13 protein-coding genes and 1 pseudogene are annotated in these 19,005 nt (G+C 61.6%); 9 read left to right on the top strand and 5 right to left on the bottom strand.

Features of this window, described 5'->3' with window-relative positions; translation table 11 throughout:
- Positions 1-4: 4 nt before the first annotated feature.
- From ACVW1B_RS10485 to ACVW1B_RS10450, 8 genes are all read left to right on the top strand, one after another.
- Complete coding sequence (locus ACVW1B_RS10485; RefSeq protein ID WP_456821590.1) at positions 5-1,765, top strand: GMC family oxidoreductase; 1,761 nt, start codon at positions 5-7, stop codon at positions 1,763-1,765.
- Positions 1,766-1,790: 25 nt separating this feature from the next.
- A complete protein-coding gene (locus ACVW1B_RS10480) occupies positions 1,791-2,168 on the top strand; it encodes a c-type cytochrome (protein ID WP_456780805.1) in 378 nt (125 codons plus the stop codon).
- A 712-nt stretch (positions 2,169-2,880) separates the two neighbouring features.
- Positions 2,881-3,516 (top strand): nitroreductase family protein, encoded by a 636-nt coding sequence (locus ACVW1B_RS10475; protein WP_456780806.1) that lies wholly within the window; start codon positions 2,881-2,883, stop codon positions 3,514-3,516.
- A 35-nt stretch (positions 3,517-3,551) separates the two neighbouring features.
- Positions 3,552-4,097, top strand: coding sequence for a carboxymuconolactone decarboxylase family protein (locus ACVW1B_RS10470; protein WP_456780807.1), 546 nt, complete (start codon positions 3,552-3,554; stop codon positions 4,095-4,097).
- A gap of 470 nt (positions 4,098-4,567) precedes the next feature.
- On the top strand, positions 4,568-5,485 hold the full coding sequence (locus tag ACVW1B_RS10465; RefSeq protein WP_456780808.1) for an NADP-dependent oxidoreductase: 918 nt from the start codon (positions 4,568-4,570) through the stop codon (positions 5,483-5,485).
- A 64-nt stretch (positions 5,486-5,549) separates the two neighbouring features.
- Positions 5,550-6,467 carry an NADP-dependent oxidoreductase gene (locus ACVW1B_RS10460; RefSeq protein WP_456780809.1) on the top strand — a complete coding sequence of 306 codons (918 nt, stop codon included), beginning with the start codon at positions 5,550-5,552 and terminating at the stop codon, positions 6,465-6,467.
- 91 nt (positions 6,468-6,558) lie between these two features.
- Positions 6,559-7,014, top strand: a complete 456-nt coding sequence (locus ACVW1B_RS10455; RefSeq protein WP_456780810.1) for a (2Fe-2S)-binding protein — start codon at positions 6,559-6,561, stop codon at positions 7,012-7,014.
- Between the two features lie 5 nt (positions 7,015-7,019).
- On the top strand, positions 7,020-9,227 hold the full coding sequence (locus tag ACVW1B_RS10450; protein ID WP_456780811.1) for a molybdopterin cofactor-binding domain-containing protein: 2,208 nt from the start codon (positions 7,020-7,022) through the stop codon (positions 9,225-9,227).
- 114 nt (positions 9,228-9,341) lie between these two features.
- Here the strand turns inward: ACVW1B_RS10450 and ACVW1B_RS10445 are convergent, their stop codons facing one another.
- The 5 genes and pseudogenes from ACVW1B_RS10445 to ACVW1B_RS10425 form a co-directional block, all read right to left on the bottom strand.
- Entirely contained in the window at positions 9,342-11,063 is a 1,722-nt protein-coding gene (locus ACVW1B_RS10445; RefSeq protein WP_456821589.1) for a glutamine--tRNA ligase/YqeY domain fusion protein, read from the bottom strand.
- Positions 11,064-11,071: 8 nt separating this feature from the next.
- A complete protein-coding gene (locus ACVW1B_RS10440; protein ID WP_456780813.1) occupies positions 11,072-11,521 on the bottom strand; it encodes a DUF983 domain-containing protein in 450 nt (149 codons plus the stop codon).
- Positions 11,522-11,591: 70 nt separating this feature from the next.
- Positions 11,592-14,772 (bottom strand): annotated as a pseudogene (locus ACVW1B_RS10435) (efflux RND transporter permease subunit).
- Positions 14,769-15,896, bottom strand: coding sequence for an efflux RND transporter periplasmic adaptor subunit (locus ACVW1B_RS10430; protein ID WP_456794083.1), 1,128 nt, complete (start codon positions 15,894-15,896; stop codon positions 14,769-14,771). Before ACVW1B_RS10430 ends, ACVW1B_RS10435 begins: the two are co-directional and overlap by 4 nt.
- A gap of 89 nt (positions 15,897-15,985) precedes the next feature.
- Positions 15,986-17,680 carry a GMC family oxidoreductase gene (locus ACVW1B_RS10425; protein WP_456780815.1) on the bottom strand — a complete coding sequence of 565 codons (1,695 nt, stop codon included), beginning with the start codon at positions 17,678-17,680 and terminating at the stop codon, positions 15,986-15,988.
- A gap of 275 nt (positions 17,681-17,955) precedes the next feature.
- Between ACVW1B_RS10425 and ACVW1B_RS10420 the strand changes: the two genes are divergently transcribed.
- Positions 17,956-18,993 carry a hypothetical protein gene (locus tag ACVW1B_RS10420; protein WP_456780816.1) on the top strand — a complete coding sequence of 346 codons (1,038 nt, stop codon included), beginning with the start codon at positions 17,956-17,958 and terminating at the stop codon, positions 18,991-18,993.
- Positions 18,994-19,005: the final 12 nt, after the last annotated feature.

Below are 19,005 nucleotides of genomic sequence, written 5' to 3'. Positions count from 1 at the left end.
AATCATGGCTACACGCTTGAAACATCGCACCGTCGTTTTCGTTGGCGGCGGATTTACGGCGGCGCTGGCTGCTCGCCAGCTAACAGCCAAGGGCGTCGATGTCCTCGTCCTTGAACGTGGAATCGACCGCACCCACACTGCCGCAACAAGCCTGCCATCGCAGCGCGACGAACTGCGCTGGGACGTGCATGGTGATCTCTTTCAGGATTGGTCCGTCCAGACCTACACGCTTCGCCATAATGATGGCGAAGCGGCTCTGCCGATACGACGTCTCCAGGCCTTCAAGCCCGGCGAGGGAATGGGCGGTGCGGCCAATCACTGGAACGGGCAGACCTGGCGCTGGAGCGAGTCTGACCCTGTTTTGCGCACCCACCTTGAGAACCGGTATGGAAAGAAGGCCATTCCAGCTGAAATGGCGATCCAGGATTGGGGCGTCACCTATGCAGAGATGGAGTCCTATCACGATCAGTTCGAAAAGCTGTTCGGCATTGCCGGCAAGGCAGGAAATCTGCGTGGAAAGGTGCAGGAAGGCGGAAATCCGTTCGAGGGACCACGGCAGAGCGAGTTTCCGCAAAACCCTCTGCCTATCACCGAAGCGGGCGTGATCTTCAGCGAGGCAACCAAGAAGCTAGGCTACAAACCTTTTCCCTTGCCGGCAGCAAATTCGCCGGAGGCCTACACCAATCCCGATGGTATGCAGCTTGGTCAGTGCCAGTTCTGCGGCCATTGCGAGCGCTTCATCTGCGAAGCCAACGCCAAGGCGAGCCCCGAAGTTCTGCTTTATCCGATGCTGAGAAAGCGCGAGAGCTTCGAATTGCGTCTGGAAACGCATGTTCTCGATATTCTTTATGATCGTAAGGCAAAACGCGTGAGAGGCGTTCGCTACATCGATTGCGTAACCGGCGAGGAGTATGAACAGCCGGCCGACGTCGTCGTACTTTCTTCCTTCACGATGTCGAATATCAAGTTTCTGCTGATGGCGGGGATCGGGACGCCTTACAATCCCAAGACTGGTCACGGGCTGGTCGGCAAGAATTTCTGCCACCAGACGATGTTCGGCACGCGTGTCTTCTTCAAGGACCGCTGGATCAACCCGTTCCTGGCATCCGGTGCGTCACAGACCGTGATCGACGAGTTCAACGGGGACAATTTCGACCACAGCAGTCTTGGCTTCTTCGGAGGCGGCTACATCTACGCCAACGTGACGAACGGACGGCCGATTACGAGCCGGGCTGTGCCGCCCGGCACGCCGAAATGGGGCGCGGAGTGGAAAAAAGCCAACGCGGATTGGTACGCACATAATTTCAGCATAACTGCCCATGGCAGCTGGTATCCGCATCGGGAGAACTATGTCGACCTCGACCCGACCTATGTCGACGCCTATGGGCAACCGCTCTTGCGCATGACGTTCGACGTTCGCGAGAACGAGCGCAAGATGTCGGTATATCTGTCGAAAAAGATCGACGAGATCGCCAAAGCGACCGGTGCCGACATCGCACCGCCGACAGCCCCCCGCAAGGGGCCGTACGATAGTCGCGTGTATCAGACCACCCATGTCACTGGTGGCACGATTATGGGAAGCGATCCTGCGACGAGCGTCGTCTCCCCTCACCTGCAGCACTGGAATGCGCAAAACCTGTTTGTCGTCGGTGCATCCGTCTACCCCTTCAATGCAGGCTACAACCCGACAGGCCCGCTAGGGGCTCTCGCGCTTCGACTCGGCGACGACCTCAACGATTATGTCGCGCGCCCGCGCCACCTCTGATCCCGACCTAAAAAGGACGTTCCCTATGAAAAGCGCGGGAAAGATTGGCGCGTTTATCGCGGTGCTCGTACTTGCGGGAGCAACCGCGAATCGCGGCTACGCACAGGACGCCGAGCACGGAAAACCCATCTTCAAAGCTTGCGCAGCTTGCCATGCGACAGATCATGCCAGTCGCGCCGGGCCGGGCCTGGGGGGACTCATTGGCAGGAAGGCGGGTACGGTTCCCGGCTTCAGCTATAGTAACGCGATGAAGAAGTCCGACATTGTCTGGGATACGAAGACCCTCGATGCGTATCTGGAATCGCCACAGCAAGTGGTTCCCGGAAACAGGATGCCCTACGCAGGGCTGAAGAACCCGACGGACCGAACGGACCTCGTTGCCTATCTTGCTACGTTGAAGTAACGGCTCATTGAGCGAGGCGTCAGCAAGACGCCATCCATTCGCACGCTAAACATCGATGCCGCCGACCAATGTGTGCGGGCGTCGGAATTGCGTGATGCTGTGTCTGAAATCCTCACCGCCATGCGTTCTGGGCGTGCTGCCTGTGCGCTTCGAGAGCAGCGGCGATACGCGATGCGGTTCCCTGAAAAGACCGAAGGGGCGCACGCGCACAGCGCTTTTAGGAACGATACCCCGCGCTTATCGAATGCATGACCAAACGGAATTTCTAATTTCGCCGGCTGCGTCCGATCCTGAGGACCACTGGGTCGGCCGAGCACGCGGCCGCCTCGACATCGCATGAAGCCATTGCACCGGGCCACCGCGCCGCGCGCGGGCAACAAAGGAGACCCCCATGAAATTACCGAAGACCGTCGGCCCAGCTGTTGCGGTCTCCCTGGTCGCGGCCACCAAGGCGGCGCTCGCGTAGATGAGCGAAGCCGCTCCAGCCGGTCCGACCGCGAACGTGGTGGACGCTGATATGTGACTGGTCAAGCCGCCGCCCTACACCAAGCAGTTCTGGAAGCGAGGTCACACTGTTCTGCCTTCGTTTTCGGAAAACTACCCGTGGTTCCTGGCATTAGATGTCGAACGGACCCATCGCCGCAGCATTTTCAACAGAGAAAGCGAAAGCACTCTCGTACCTCAACCTATCCCTTCACCCATAGGAATCGCCATGACCGACGGAATCACCATGACCAACGGCGTCATCGAATGCATCCTGAGCCGCAGCGCCACCAAGTACTTCGACCCTGCCGCCACCTTGAGCGACGAACAAATCCGCGAGCTGGTGAGAATCGGCACCACCGCGCCGACGTCCTTCCACCTGCAGAACTGGCGCTTCATCGCCGTACGCACGCCTGAAGCCAAGGCTCGGTTGCGTCCGCTCGCTTGGGATCAGCCCGCGATCACCGAAGCAGCCGTTACCTTCATCGTCTGCGGTGTGTTGGCCGATTCCAGCGTTGTACCAGAGCGTCTGGCACCGCTGGTGGAAGCGGGCATCATGCCGGCAACGATGGTGCCTGAATGGGAAATCCCCGCACGCAATCTGTACATGGAATACCCGCAGCGCCAGCGCGACGAGGCAGTACGCACCGGCACGTTCGGCGCGGCGGCGATGATCTATGCGGCCCGCTCGCTGGGCCTGGGTTCGACGCCGATGATCGGTTTCGACGCCGAAGCGGTGCACCGCGAGTTCGGACTGGCCGAGGACGAAGTACCGGTCATGCTGTTGTCCGTGGGGCCGGAGCGTCCGGGAAACTGGGCGCAGAAGCCGCGCCGTCCGGTCGCAGACGTGCTGGATCTCGTATAAGTATTAGTAAAGCCCGAAACTTGCGGAAGAAGACGATGCAAAGAAGTGCAGCTCTAAAGCCGGAACAGGTGCCGGCCGATTCGAAACTGACCCTCGATACGATCACCAAGAACATCGGGTTCACCCCAAATATGATGGCGATCTTCGCGCAGAGCCCGATCGCGTTCAACGCGTGGGCCGCCCTGCTCGGCTCCTTGAGCAAGGCGCTGGACGTGAAGACGCGTGACAGCATCGGCCTCGCCGTCTCGGAAGTGAATGGCTGCAACTATTGCCTGACGGTTCACAGCTTTACGGCCGAGCATATGGCCAAGCTGCCGGCCGATGAAATCATTCTCGCTCGGAAGGGCCATGCCAGCGACCCGAAGCGGGATGCCGCCGTACAGTTTGCGCGCAAAGTCATCGAGACCCGCGGTAAAGTCAGTGACGCCGATCTGAAAGCCGTTCGCGATGCAGGCTACACGGATGCGAACGTCATAGAGATCGTCGCGCTGGTGGCTATGTACTCCCTGACGAACTTTTTCAATAACGTGTTCGATCCCGAGAAGGACTTTCCTGCCGTTGCGCGGGCTGGCTCGACCTGAACCGCACCGAGTTTCTCCGAGGGTGCCTGCAGGCGTCGCGTGATGCGAGCGTAACGCCAAAGCCCAGATGCAACCGGGAAAGTTTCCCGGGAACGAGTCTGGGCTTTTCGTATGTATCGACAAGGCTAGGATGATTTAGCACCACACCAAAATTCCACGATTATCTCCGCGGCCGAGCATGAAAAACCATATGCAGCTCCGGAGGATCGAAGGCGAAATCAAAGAGAGTCTCCCGCCGTGGATATTTTTTCCAAGTTAAAGGTGACGAGCGGCCGATCGTCATTGTGATGGCCGGCCCTATGGCGTGAGAAGCAGATGCTTGTTTCGCACCGTTGATTTCTGCGCGCCGAGCCGGTGGCATCGATTCCATACCCGAAGGTCATTGGACCATCGACTTTCTCCGTTCTATTTGCGCTCATCTGCAAGGTAATTCTGAAAATGACGGCATCCCACACATCGGGAGGTAGACGATGAAGGCGATCGTGGTAACGGACCAGGCTGCGGGAACGTCCGGGATGAAGCTGGCGGAGCGGCCCGAGCCGCAGGCAGCGATAAACGACGTCGTCGTTGAGGTTCACGCATCGGGATTCACCTCGGGTGAGCTGACATGGCCCTCGACCTGGACCGATCGCCTCGACCGTGACCGAACGCCGTCGATCCCCGGGCAGGAGCTGGCCGGAGTGGTCACCGCTCTCGGCTACGGCACGACGGGGCTGTCGGTCGGACAGCGGGTATTCGGCCTCTCGGACTCATATCGCGGCGGCACCCTGGCGGAATACGTGGCCGTCGAGGCACGCAACCTCGCGCCACTGCCGGGCGACGTCGACTTCACAGTGGGCGCGAGCGTGGCGATGCCGGGCCTGACCGCATGGCAAGGGCTGTTCCAGCATGGCCGTCTTCAGGCGGGGCAGAGCGTCCTCGTGCACGGCGCGGCCGGTGCAGTCGGTTCGATGGTGACGCAGCTCGCACGAGAGGCCGGCGCTTACGTCATCGGCACCGGACGCGCCCCCGACCGTCAGAAGGCGCTCGACTTCGGCGCGCAGGAGTTCGTCGACCTCAACAACGACGCGCTGGAAGACGTCGGCGGCGTCGATCTGGTGTTCGATGTCATCGGCGGCGACATCGGGAAGCGGTCCACAGGCTTGATTCGAGCCGGAGGAACACTGGTGACCATCGCCGGGCCAACCGAGGCGCGGCCGGCCAATGGCCTGACGATCGACTTTGTTCTCGTGTCCGATCGCGCCCAACTGAGTGAGATCGTCCAGCGAGTGCGTGACGGGCGACTGCGGACGAACATCGGCAACATCGCGACCCTCGACGATGCCGTCGCCGCTTTCAATCTGACCAAGCGGATCAGCGGGAAGACGATCATCCGCGTTCGTCCGTGAGCGACATGCGCCTGTCACTGCGACATTTCGACCAAAGAGACAAATAACCAAGGAGACAATTCACATGAAGGCGATCGTTGTGATGGACCAGGCCGCGGGAACGGCCGGGATGAAGCTGGCGGAGCGGCCCGAGCCGCAGGCAGCGATAAATGACGTCGTCGTTCAGATTCATGCGTCGGGATTCGTCCCGACTGAGCTGACGTGGCTCCCGACCTGGACCGATCGCCGCGACCGTGACCGAACACCGTCGATCCCTGGCCACGAGCTGGCCGGAGTGGTCACCTCTCTCGGCTACGGCACGACGGGACTGTCGGTCGGTCAGCGGGTGTTCGGCCTCGCCGACTGGTATCGCGACGGCACCCTGGCGGAGTATGTAGCCATCGAGGCACGCAAACTCGCGCCGCTGCCGGGCGACGTCGACTTCACGGTGGGCGCGAGCCTGCCGATCTCAGGCCTAACCGCGTGGCAGGGACTGTTCGAGCACGGCCGTCTTCAGGCGGGGCAGAGCGTGCTCGCGCACGGCGCGGCCGGCGCAGTCGGGTCGATGGTGACGCAACTCGCACGAGAGGCCGGCGCCCACGTCATCGGCACCGGACGCACCGCCGACCGTCAGAAGGCGCTCGACTTCGGCGCGAAAGAGTTCGTCGTCCTCGAGAACGACGCCCTGGAAGACGTCGGCAAAGTCGATCTGGTGTTTGATGTCATCGGCGGCGACATCCAGAAGCGGTCCGCGGGCCTGATTCGAGCCGGAGGAACGCTGGTGACCGTCGTCGGACCGGCCGAGGCGCGGCCCGCCGACGGCCGGGCGGTCGACTTCGTTGTCGACTCCGATCGTGCCCAACTAACTGAGATCGTCCAGCGGGTGCGGGATGGACGACTGCGGACGAACATCGGCACCGTCTCGAGCCTCGACGATGCCGTCGCCACCTTCAACGCGACCGAGCGACGCGCGGGGAAGACGGTCATCCGCGTTCGTCGATGAGCAACGCGCGCCCAGTGATCCGTGCAGCCGGACGATTGCAATCCAGGTCGGCTGGCTGTGTCCTATCAGCCCCAGCCACCAAGAGGCACGCATGGCTTTCACGTTGAAGATCAACGGCACACCTCATGAGGTCGATGTCGACGGCGACACCCCGCTTTTGTGGGTGTTGCGCGACGTGCTCGGCATGACGGGAACCAAGTTCGGTTGCGGCCAAGCGCTTTGCGGCGCCTGCACCGTGCATCTCGACGGCCGGCCGGTCCGCTCCTGCCAGACCCCGGTCGACAGCGTCGGCGATAGTCCGATCACCACGATCGAGGCGATCGGCCAAGCGCCGCAGGGCGCGGCCTTGCAGAAGGCGTGGCTGGAGCTGGAGGTGGTGCAATGCGGCTACTGCCAGTCCGGCCAGATCATGTCGGCGGCGGCGCTGCTGAAGGACACGCCGAAGCCGACGGATGACGACATCGACGCCGCCATGTCGGGCAATGTGTGCCGATGCGGCACGTATCAGCGCATCCGCGCTGCGATCAAACACGCGGCGGGAGTCTGAGATTCATGGATGAGCTTATTCTGAGACAGCAGATTGCCGATGAAACAGCGGTGTCACGGCGCGCCGTTCTTCAGGGCACAGGTTTGCTGCTTGGTTTTGCGCTGACCGGTGCAAGCACGGACTCCGTGTTCGCGGCGCCCGCTTCGCGGGTGGTTGAAAACGAGGTCATGGGTACTTTCGCCCCGAATGGATTTATACGGATCAATCCAACCGGCACCGTGGCCCTGGTCATGCCGATGGCCGAGATGGGTCAGGGGGTTTACACCGCGCTCTCGATGCTTCTGGCCGAAGAACTGGAAGTGGGGCTTGACCAGATTCAGGTTCTGCATGCGCCGGCAAATGATGCGCTTTACGCCAACACGTTCCTGCACATTCAAACTACAGGTGCTTCCTCCTCTGTACGAGCCTTCTGGACGCCCCTGCGTCAGGCAGGGGCAATGGGTCGTGATCTGCTGATTGCGGCTGCTGCCAAGCAGTGGAACGTCGATTCAAAGACTTGCCATGCCAAGAACGGCGTCGTGTTCAATGCGTCCGGATCGAAGCATCTGAGCTACGGCGAACTTGCGAAGGCTGCGGCGAAATTGCCTGTGCCGCCTGCAGCAAACGCCAAATTGAAGGATCCGAAGGCTTTCACACTGATCGGCACGCGTGCCAAGCGCGTGGATTCATCGATAAAGGTCGATGGGCGCGCGCTCTACGGCATCGATACGCTATTGCCGGGAATGAAGTTCGCCGCGGTTGCTATTTCGCCTGTGCTCGGCGGCAAGGCGAAAACGGTGGACGAGAGGGCTGCGCTGGCAGTGAAGGGCGTCCGGCAGGTGGTCAATATCGATGAAGCGGTTGCCGTCGTGGCGGATCACATGGGTGCGGCGAAGAAGGGCCTCGCGGCGGCGGCCATCACGTGGGACGACGGGCCGAACGGCAAGGTTAGCAACGCCGATATCGTCAAGCAATTGGAGGAGAACTCCAAGAAGCCGGGTGCGGTTGCCCGTAACGATGGTGATGCAGGGAAAGCTCTTTCCCAAGCGGCGCAACGGCTCGAAGCCGTCTATCAGGTGCCTTTCCTGGCCCATGCGGCGATGGAGCCGATGAACTGCACCGTTCATCTGCAGAAGGATCGTTGCGACGTTTGGGTCGGGACGCAGGCGATGTCGCTCACGCGGTCTCTGGTCGCCGAACTCAGCGGTCTGCCAAGGGATGCGATCAAAATTCACAATCATCTGATTGGCGGTGGCTTCGGCCGAAGGCTGGAGGCCGATGGCACGGTGCTGGCCGTCAAGATCGCCAAGCACGTCGATGGCCCGGTGAAGGTGATCTGGAGCCGCGAGGAAGACATCCAGCACGATATGTATCGGCCGTACTACTTCGATCGACTGTCGGCCGGACTTGATGCGGTCGGCGAGCCGGTTGCCTGGACGCATCGGATCGCCGGCTCCTCAATCGCCGCTCGCTATATTCCCTATTGGTTCAAGGACGGATTGGATCTCGATGCCGTAGAAGCGGCGGCCAAGCCGCCATATGCGCTGCCCAATATCCACGTCGACTATGTCCGGGTCGAGCCCCCTGGTGTCCGGACGGCTTTCTGGCGCGGCGTCGGACCAACTCACAATGTTTTTGTGGTCGAAAGCTTCATGGATGAGCTCGCGCATGCCGCAAAGCAGGATCCTGTCGCTTATCGCAAGGGATTGCTGGGTCACAATCCGCGAGCGCTTGCTGTTCTGTCCCTTGCCGCGGAAAAATCAAGGTGGGGATCACCACTTCCCGCACGGCATGGCCGCGGGATTTCGGTACAATTCGCATTCGGAAGCTACCTGTCGCAGGTCGCTGAGGTCGAAGTGGCGGCCGATGGCTCTGTCAAGGTCAAGCGGATCGTCTGTGCGGTTGATTGCGGCATGTACGTCAATCCGGATACGATCGAAGCACAGGTTGAGGGTGGAACGCTTTTCGGGCTGACCGCTGCGCTCCATGGGTCAATCACTTTCAAGGATGGACGCGTCGAGCAGAGCAATTTCGACAGCTATCTGCCGATGCGTATCGACGAGGTGCCGGTGGTGGAGACGCACTTGATTAAGAGCGCAGAGGCTCCAGGTGGAATTGGTGAAGCTCCGACAGCCATTGTCAGTGCTGCAGTGACAAATGCGATCTTCGCCGCCACCGGCAAGCGCCTGCGCAGCCTGCCGATCGATACGAATTCGCTGAAGTCGTCGTCATAGTCCTTGCCCATCATCCGTCATCCCTGCCCGTCGCAGCGCGTACGCGATGACTGTCCGGAGCCGACTGGCCCGACTGGGACGATTCCGCGAGACGCACCACTCGAGGGACTGGCCTCAGATGGTATGGCTCTGCGAGGGTCGTAGCAAGGAGTTGCTCCGTGGGTGCTGTAGCTTTCTCGGGCTCTCGCGCAACGAGGCGGTTCGATTGAAGACCAGCCGTTCGGGGCGGGAATCATCATCGTGGCTGAAATAGCCTTGGCGCTCAAACTGCAACGCCTCGCCATGGGGATCGGAGGCGGTTGCGCGCTCGACGAGGCAGCCGCGTAGCGTATGCATGGAATGTGGGTCGAGGTCGGCTGCGAGGTCCGTCGGGCTCGGCCTCGCTGCTAAGAAGAGCCGGCCGTAGAGCCTGACCTCTGCTGGCAACGCATCCACGGCGCTGATCCAGTGGATTGTCGCCCCGACTTTTCGCCCGCCGGCGCCCCCCCTGCTGTCGGGGTCGTAGGTGCAGCGTAGCTCGACCACACGGCCCGCCGCGTCCTTCACGACATCACGGCAAGTGATGAGGTAGGCGTAGCGGAGCCTCACCTCGCGGCCCGGCGCCAGGCGCCGGAAACCGTGTGGTGGCGCCTCGTGGAAGTCGTCTTGCTCGATGTACACCTCGCGGGAGAACCGGACGACTCTCGTCCCGAAGGCCGGGTCCGCCGGGTGGTTTGGCGCATCAAACTCCTCTATCCGGCCCGCATAGTAGTTCTCGATTGTCAATTTGAGCGGCTTGAGCACCGCCAGTCGTCGGGGAGCCCGCTCATTAAGGACATCCCGGATCGCTGCGTCCAGGACACCGTCGTCGACCGTGCTGTTGGCCTTCGAAACTCCGATGCCGCGTATGAACCGACGCACCGCCTCGGGAGGCACGCCGCGTCGGCGCAGGCCTGCAAGCGTCGGCATTCTCGGGGCATCCCGGCCCGCCACGCGGCCGTCGCGCACTAGCTCCGTCAGCACGCGTTTTGAGAGGACGGTATGCGTAATACCCAGGCGAGCGAACTCATACTGTCGGGGTCGCGATGGCATCGGGAGGTTGTCGAGGAACCAGTCGTAAAGAGGTCGGTGATCCTCGAACTCGAGGGTGCACAGCGAGTGGCTCACCCCTTCGATGGCGTCGCACTGGCCGTGCGCGAAGACATAGCTCGGGTAGATGTGCCAGGCCGTGCCGGTGCGCGGATGGCTGGCGTTGAGAATACGGTAGATGACGGGGTCGCGCAGGTTGACGTTCGCTGACGCCATGTCGATTTTCGCGCGGAGAACCCGCTCGCCGTTCCTGAACTCGCCGGCGCGCATCCGCGCGAACAACTCAGCATTTTCCTTCACGCTGCGGTCGCGAAACGGGCTGTTCCGGCCATGGCTCGTCAATGTCCCCCTGCCCTCTCTGATATCGTGTGCGGACTGGTCGTCCACGTAGGCCTTGCCGATGCGAATGAGATGGCAGGCCCAAGCGTAGAGCTGCTCGAAGTAGTCGGAGGCGAAGTGGAGGCCCTGCGCCCAATCGAATCCGAGCCACTGGACGTCGCGCTTGATCGCGTCGATGTACTCCACCCTCTCCTTTGCCGGGTTCGTATCGTCGAGGCGCAAGTTGCAGCGGCCACCGAATTCCTTCGCAAGCTCGTAATTCAGCACGATCGACTTCGCGTGCCCCAGGTGGAGGAAGCCGTTCGGCTCGGGTGGAAAGCGCGTGACCACGACACGCGTGCGGCCGGTCTCGACGTCAGACGCTATGATGCCGCGAATGAAATTGCTGGCGCTCGCGCCCGCTTCTCCGAAGTCGTTCTGCTGAGACACCTTCCGCCTCAAGCCTGGAGTTCGTCGGGCGGGTGCACGCCGAATCCGTGCATCCTGAGCGCCCATTGCAGCGCCACGACGGCGCCCTTGACCGGCTGCAGGAGAGCTATCGAGGCCAAGGCCGTACTCGGAAGGTAGACGCCAAGCTGAAACGTCAGCGACGGTGCATAGTCCACCTCGATCCAGAGAATTACCGGAACCAAGACGTGTCCGACGATGACGATCACCAAGTATGCCGGCAGGTCGTCGGCCCGGTGGCCGGTGAAATCGAGGTGGCAGACAGAGCAGTGGTTATCGACCTTGAGAAACGCACAAAACAGGCGACCCCGCCCGCAGCGCGCGCACCTTCCTCGAATGCCCCTCCAAAGGGAGAGGCTAACTTTGCGCCCGGCGGCAGTTTCTGCTGACGTCCAGTCATGGTCGTGACTTCCAACATTGCCTTCAACCGTCGTGGCCATCGCCCGTCCTCCTGCCTTACACGGCAGCATGAGTTGTTCCGGCTTCATCGCGCATCGGCGTCACCGCAACTCACTCCGCCGCGACCGCTGTCGTCTGGGTCGGCTTGCCCTCGTTGTTGCCTTCCGCGAGATTGCGCACCACCATGTAAAAGATCGGCGTGAAGATCAGCCCAAACAGCGTGACGCCGAGCATACCGAAAAACACGGCGACGCCGACCGCCTGGCGCATTTCCGATCCGGAGCCGGTGGAGATCACGAGCGGCAGCACGCCGAGGATGAAGGCGAACGAGGTCATCAGGATCGGCCGCAGTCGCAACCGGCAGGCCTCGATCACCGCCTCCAGCCGCGGTTTACCCTCAAGCTCAATGTCCCGCGCGAACTCGACGATCAGGATCGCGTTCTTGGCGGCCAATCCCACCAGCACAATGAACCCGATCTGGGTGAGAATGTTGACGTCCTGGCCCATGATGCGGACCCCGATAGTGGCGGCAAGCAAGCACATTGGCACGATCAGGATGACGGAAAACGGCAAGCTCCAGCTCCCGTATTGCGCGGCCAGAACCAGATAGACGAACAGCACGCAAATCGGGAACACGAACAATCCGGTGTTGCCGCCGGTAACCTGCTGATAGGACAGGTCGGTCCATTCGAAGGAAAAGCCACTCGGCAATTTGTCCTCGGCGAGCTTCTTCATAGCGGCGATCACGGTCGCCGAACTCGTCCCCGGCAAGCCTTCGCCTTGTAGCTCGGCCGTCGGATAGAGATTGTAGCGGGCGACGCGATCGGGGCCCGAGACGTCCTTGAACTCTACGACGCTGCCGAGCATCACCGTGTCGGCATTGGCGTTGCGGGTCCGTAGTCGCGCAAGATCAGGACGCTCCTTCCGGAACGGCAGATCGGCCTGCGCGGTGACATGATAGGTACGGCCGAATAAGTTGAAGTCGTTGACATAAGTCGAGCCGAAATAGGTCTGGATCGTGTCGGTGATGTTCTGGATGGGAACGCCGAGCTTCTGCGCTTTGACTTGATCGATGTCGACGAAGACCTGCGGGGTGTTCGAGGAGAACGGCGAGAACACAGTGGGGGCGAGGAGCAGAGGCGACTTGCGCGCCGCTGCGACGAGTTCGTCAGTCGCAGCCGCCAACAGCTTCGGACCACGGCCTTGCCGGTCCTGGATGCGCATGGTGAAGCCGCCGCCGGTGCCGATGCCGGGGATCGGCGGTGGCGGGATCACGATGATGAACGCACCTTCAATGGCCGATAGCCGCTTGCGCAGATTTGCCGTTATCACCTGCGCGTTCAGCCCCTTCTTGCGGCGCACCTCCGGTTCTTCGAACACTGGAAACAGCGCCGCCGAGTTGCTTGCCTGTGTGCGGGTCGCTCCCGACAGACCTGCAAAGACCGCGATATGCGAAATTCCGGGCGTATCGAGCGCGATGCTCTCGATCCTGCGAACGATCTCAGTGGTCCGCGCCAGCGAGGCCGCGCCCGGCAGTTGCGCGGATATGATCACGTAGCCGCGATCCTGTGCCGGAATGTAGCCCTGGGGCGTGGTGACAAGCAGCCAGCCGGCGCTGCCGATCAGGACCACATAGACGAGCAGCATCACCACGCGATGCCGGATCACGAAGCCTGCAACGTCAGCATAATAACGCGACAGCCAGTCGAAGCCGCGGTTGAACAGCCTGATGAACCATTCCCAGCCGCGCGCGATCAGATTCCAGCCGGCCGACGGCCGCTTCTCCTCGTGCGGAAGGAGGATCTGCGAAGCCAGTGCCGGCGACAGGGTCAGCGAACAGAAGCAGGAAATTGCTGTCGCGACCGCGATGGTGACCGCGAACTGCTGGAAGAACTGCCCGGTAATGCCACCGAGAAACGCGGTCGGCACGAACACCGCGCACAGCACCAGCGCAATCGAGACCAGTGCGCCGCCGACTTCCTCCATGGTCTTCAGCGTGGCTTCGCGCCGGCTCAAGCCGCGCGCGAGATGCCGCTCAACATTTTCGACCACGACAATGGCGTCGTCGACCACGATGCCCACCGCGAGCACGAGGCCGAACAGCGTGAGATTGTTGATGCCGTAGCCGAGGGCTGCCATGGCCGCAAAGGTACCAACCAGCGATACCGGGATCGCCACGATCGGGATGATCGCCGGACGCCAGCCTTGCAGGAACACCAGCACCACGACGACAACCAGTGCCATCGCTTCATAGATCGTCTTGATCAGCTCGCTGATGGACTGCCGGATGAACTCGGTCGGGTTGTAGCCGATATTGTAGTCGAGCCCCTTGGGGAAGCCGACCTTCAGCTTCTCCATCGTGTCCTTAATGCCCTTGGCGGTCGCAAGCGCGTTCGATCCTGGCCGCTGTGTCACCCGCAACGCCACCGCTGACTTGCGGAACAGGAAGCTGTTGGTGGAATAGTCGAGCGCGCCGAGGTCGATCCGCGCCACGTCGCGCAGGCGAACGATGCGGCCGTCCTGGCCCGACTTGACAACGATGTCCTCGAATTGGGATGGATCCTTCAGCCGGCCAACGAAGGTAAGGTTCGGCTGGAAGGCGCGGTCAGCAATCGGTGGGCTCGCAAGCTGGCCGCCCCGCGATCTGCAGGTTCTGGGTGCGGACCGCCGCAACCACGTCGTTCGAAGTCAGGCCGAGATTGGCGATCTTGTCGGGATCGAGCCAGAGCCGCATCGAATAATCGCGCGCGCCGAAGATCTGGATGTCGCCGATGCCGTCAAGCCGCAGCAACTGGTCGCGCACCTGCAGCAACGCATAGTTGGAGATGTAGAGCTGGTCGAGCGAGTCGTCGGGCGACAGCATGAACACGACCATGAGGATGTCGGGCGAGTCCTTCTTGGTGACGACGCCGTTGCGCTGCACTTCCTCCGGCAATTGCGGCTGGGCGATTGCGACGCGGTTCTGCACCAGCACCTGCGCCTTGTCGAGGTCAGTTCCGAGCTTGAAGGTGATGGTGATGGTGAGCTGGCCATTCGAGGTCGCCTGGCTGTACATATACAGCATATCCTCGACGCCGTTGATCTGTTGCTCGATGGGAGCGGCCACGGTATCCGAGATGGTCTGCGCGGAGGCGCCCGGATATTGCGCGGTTATCACCACGGTCGGCGGCACCACTTCCGGATATTCGGCGACCGGTAGCGTCCGATAGGCGATCGCGCCCACGATCAGGAGCACGATCGACAGCACCATCGCCAGGATGGGCTGGTTGACGGAAAGACGCCCGAGATTCATGTCTTGCTCCCGCCAATTTCGATCATGTGCGGGTTAACCTTGGCGCCGACGCGGGCACGCTGGATGCCGTCGATGATGACGCGGTCTTCGGGTTTGAGGCCCGTGCGGATCACGCGCAGGCCCTCGTTGATCGGTCCGAGCTCGACCGCGCGCGCTTCCACCGTGTCGTCATCCTTCACCACGAATACGATCTTGCGCGACTGGTCAGTCGCGATAGCCGCATCCGGCAACAGCAGCGCTTCATAGGGCGAGGAGCCGATCAGCCGCACGCGACCGAATTGTCCGGGCAGAATGGACAGATCGTGGTTGGGGATGATCGCGCGGTTGCGCAGCGTGCCGGTCGACGCGTCCAGCCGGTTGTCGAGGAAATCCATCTTTCCTTCATGCGAGGGTTTGGTCTCGCCGGTGAGCGTCACCTGCACGGGGTTGGCCGTGTCGCGCGAGCTCGGCCGCCTGCCCTCGAACCACAGCTTGTTGTTCTTCAGATAGGTCGCCTCGTCCAGGTCGAAATAGATGTAGATCGGATCGAGCGATACGATCGAGGTCAATAGCGTCGCGCTGCCCTCGCTGCCCTGCACGAGATTGCCCTCGGTCACCAGATGGCGGCTGACGCGGCCGGTGATCGGCGCCACCACATGCGTGAATTCGACATTGAGCTGTGCGGCCTTCAACGCGCCGTCGGCCTGGGTCTCGGCGGCACGCGCCGCCTGCAGCTGCTGGCGGCGCTGATCGACGACTTGTTCGGAGACCGCGCTGGTCTGCACGAGGGTCAGGCCGCGCTCGAGATCGCGCTTGGCAAGCTCCCCTTTGGCGCGCGCGTCGGCGAGTTGCCCTTCGGCTTGCAGCTTAACCGCCTCGAACGGGCGCGGATCGATGATATAAAGCAGATCGCCAGCGCGGACGGTCGCACCATCCTTGAACTCTACACTATTGACGAAGCCGCCGACGCGGGCACGGACCTGAACCTCCTGGATCGCCTCGAAGCGGCCGGTGAACTCGTCCCAGTCTGTGACGGTCCGTTTGACCGGTTGTGCCACCATCACCCGCGGCGGCGGAGGCGCGGCCGCCTGCGATTGCGCCCTCTCGTGGCAGCCAGCAAGCGCGAGCGCGAACAGCAGACCGATCGGAGCGCCGCCGCATCGTGCAAAGCGGCGAAACGAACCGCGATCGAGCCGGGGCGCCGGAGCCGGGTACTCCGTTTTGTCAGTCGCACTCACTTCCGCATCCCCGAGGACCTAGAATGTTGCAATTGAAGGAGAGATCGACGGGCTGGGAAACTGCCAGCGCCGTCGCCAGCTTGCGCCGGAGCTTCCCAAGACCGGTTCATATCCTCGACCAGCATTGCCGCGGCGTGGCGCGCGAGCGCCTGGGTCGGGGCGTTCGTGTTGCCGCTAGTGATGTTTGGCATGATAGAGGCGTCAATCACCCGGAGGCCCTCGGCCCCGCGGACCCTGAGCCTTGCGTCAACCACCGCTCGCGCATCCTGGCCCATCCGGCACGTGCCCACCGGATGAAACATCGTCGTGACGGCACGCTTCACCCATTCGCCGATCTCGGCATCCGACTGGATGCGCGGGCCGGGCTCGATCTCTTCCGTGATCACCAGCGCCAGCGACTCCTGCGCCATTACCTTGCGGATCGCGCGCACCGATTCCACCGCGGCCCTCAAGTCTTCTTCCTCGCCGACGAAGTTCGGGTTGATGAGCGGCATCGACGTGGGGTCGCTGTCGGCCAGCCGCACCCAGCCACGGCTCTTGGGCTGAAGCACCACGAGTTCGAAGGTGATGCCCGAGCGGTCGCCCGTCGGGCTGATTCCATCGGCCGCGATGATTGGCACGTGATAGCATTGGATCGTGGGTTCGGCGGTGAAGTCGGACGGATTCCAGTGAGAAACCGTCTCGATGCCGTTGCCCGACGCCGGGCCATCCTTGGTGACGAAATAGCGCAGGCCCGCCTTCACGCTGCCGAGGCCCTGCGCGGCAGCCTGATAGCCGAGATCGCCCTTCACATAGGCACGGACTGGCACGATCGCGTGGTCGTGGAGATTTTCGCCGACCTCCGGAGAATCGATGATCACCGCGATACCGTGCTGGCGAAGTTGCTCGGCTGGCCCGATGCCCGAGTGCATGAGGATCGTTGGGCTATGGACCGTGCCGGCCGACAGCACAACCTCGCCGGCCATGATCCTCCGCAGACCGTTGTCCACGAGCTCGACGCCGACAGCCCGCTTGTTCTCGACGAGAATGCGAAGGACCATCTTGCCGGTGAGAAGAGTAACGCGGCCCGAGGCGAGGTGTGGACGCAGATAAGCGTCGACCGCGCTGCACCGCCGCTGGTTCCCGACTGTCGATTGCACCGGCGAGACGCCGATCTGGCTCTTGCCGTTATAGTCGGGATTATAGGGGATCCCATATTCCTGGAAGGCCTTGAGGCAGTATTGATTCAGCTCGTTGATGCCCTTGGGCAACTGAACCGCCAGACCACCATTGATGCCGTGATATTCGTCGTGGAAGGTGTCGTTGTCTTCCTGCGCCACGAAGACGGGAAGCAGGTCTTCATACGACCACTTGCCAGTGTCGCCGACCGCGTCCTGCCACGCGGCGTAGTCGCGCATCTGACCCCGGACGTAGGCCATCGCGTTGATCGAGGAGCCGCCGCCGAGCACCTTGCCCGAGCGATATGCTCGCTTGGTGCCGTGCTGGGGAACCGTCTCATATTTCCAGACATGCCGGTCGTGGGCCAGTATTTTGGCGAAGCCGGCAGGAATGTGGATGAACGGATCGCGATCCGTGTCGCCCGCTTCGATCAGCGCGATCGAAGCATCGGTGTGTACGGCGAGATAACTCGCAACGACGCAGCCGGCCGCGCCCGCACCAACAATGACGACGTCGTATTGTTCCTGGGACATCAATTTCTTTCTGTTTCGCGATATTTGTATCGTTCAATCAACAACAGGAGCTGGCGCAGCAAGATCGCTGCGCCGGATGCTGAGATTAGTTGGACCAACTTTTGGAAAATGACTTTGCAATGCCGGCAAGGGAAATCACCTCTCGCCATGGAGTCGATAGACGCTTGTTATTGCCGCTTGCCGCGCAGCGTGATACGCGAAGGCAACTTTTCAAACCTGCCTTGGAAGTCGTCTCGCACACCGGTTTCTTTGTTGTGGCTTTATAGGTGTCTATGATGGAAGCACTCGTTCGCCCTCAGAACCGCAGAAGTTTTCTTGAGAAGCACGTTGATTACGTGGCTCTGGTTCCCGCAGCGGCGGCGATTTGTTATCCATTTCTGCTCAATGCTTTTCATGCCATCGTCGACACGCAGGCCGTAAGCCTGCCACCGCTCGCAATCGCCAGCGCGACCTCCATCCTGGTCGTTGCGTTTATCGTGCCGTTTCTTGGGATCGCTCTGGCTTGTCGTCCGACGTCCAATCCCGGTTCAAGACGCCTCGCCTATGCCAGCGTGGTATCGCCAACGCTCTATGTCTTTCTCGGCGTTGTCCAGACCTTGATCAAGAGTCCCATTCCCGACGAGGTCGTCTGGTGCGCAATTTGGCTCGCAATTGCGATCTGGTCGCAGTCTGCCCGAGATCCGGTCGCTGCAGCTGTGCCTGCAGTCGGGACCTGGCGCGTGGTCCACGGGGTAACGGCTGTGGTCCTGTCCCTATATGTGGTGTTTCATCTCACCAATCATCTGTTCGGCCTTATAGGGCCGGATGCGCATGCGGCCGTCATGAAAATCGGACGCGTGGTTTATCGCTCTGCCGTAGGTGAACCGTTGTTGGTGGCGGCCATGCTTTTCCAGATCGGTACCGGCCTCTTTCTGGCGTGGCGCTGGAGCGCCGCAACGCATGACTTCCAGCGGACCTACCAGGTCGCTTCGGGAGCCTATCTCTCAGTGTACATTCTCGGCCACATGAACTCGGTCTTCGTCTACGCCCGAAGCTTCCTCGGCATACCGACAGATTGGAATTTCGCGATCGGAGCCCCGACTGGGCTCATTCATGACGCATGGAATATCCGTCTGCTGCCTCACTACGCGCTCGGCGCCTTCTTTGTCCTGAGCCACCTTGCTTCAGGGCTGAGAGTGGTGCTGATCACGCACGGTGTCGACCAACGTAATGCCGATCGCCTTTGGGGTGTCTGTGTCGCGATGAGCGCCATCGTCGCGGCCGCGATCATCGCGGGAATGTGCGGCGTCAGGATCGGTGCATTGGCTTCGTGACTAGCGAACGTG

The sequence above is a fragment of the Bradyrhizobium sp. USDA 4502 genome, assembly GCF_054063355.1.
This window is presented reverse-complemented; position numbering and strand designations above follow the sequence as displayed.

What these genes read in the sequence shown, in the direction of transcription:
- ACVW1B_RS10465 (WP_456780808.1), top strand. Translation starts at nt 4,568, where the DNA reads ATGAAGGCGATCGTGGTAACGGACCAGGCTGCGGGAACGTCCGGGATG.
- ACVW1B_RS10485 (WP_456821590.1), top strand. Translation starts at nt 5, where the DNA reads ATGGCTACACGCTTGAAACATCGCACCGTCGTTTTCGTTGGCGGCGGA.
- ACVW1B_RS10420 (WP_456780816.1), top strand. Translation starts at nt 17,956, where the DNA reads ATGGAAGCACTCGTTCGCCCTCAGAACCGCAGAAGTTTTCTTGAGAAG.
- ACVW1B_RS10425 (WP_456780815.1), bottom strand. Translation starts at nt 17,680, where the DNA reads ATGTCCCAGGAACAATACGACGTCGTCATTGTTGGTGCGGGCGCGGCC.
- ACVW1B_RS10450 (WP_456780811.1), top strand. Translation starts at nt 7,020, where the DNA reads ATGGATGAGCTTATTCTGAGACAGCAGATTGCCGATGAAACAGCGGTG.
- ACVW1B_RS10475 (WP_456780806.1), top strand. Translation starts at nt 2,881, where the DNA reads ATGACCGACGGAATCACCATGACCAACGGCGTCATCGAATGCATCCTG.
- ACVW1B_RS10455 (WP_456780810.1), top strand. Translation starts at nt 6,559, where the DNA reads ATGGCTTTCACGTTGAAGATCAACGGCACACCTCATGAGGTCGATGTC.
- ACVW1B_RS10460 (WP_456780809.1), top strand. Translation starts at nt 5,550, where the DNA reads ATGAAGGCGATCGTTGTGATGGACCAGGCCGCGGGAACGGCCGGGATG.
- ACVW1B_RS10480 (WP_456780805.1), top strand. Translation starts at nt 1,791, where the DNA reads ATGAAAAGCGCGGGAAAGATTGGCGCGTTTATCGCGGTGCTCGTACTT.
- ACVW1B_RS10440 (WP_456780813.1), bottom strand. Translation starts at nt 11,521, where the DNA reads ATGGCCACGACGGTTGAAGGCAATGTTGGAAGTCACGACCATGACTGG.
- ACVW1B_RS10470 (WP_456780807.1), top strand. Translation starts at nt 3,552, where the DNA reads ATGCAAAGAAGTGCAGCTCTAAAGCCGGAACAGGTGCCGGCCGATTCG.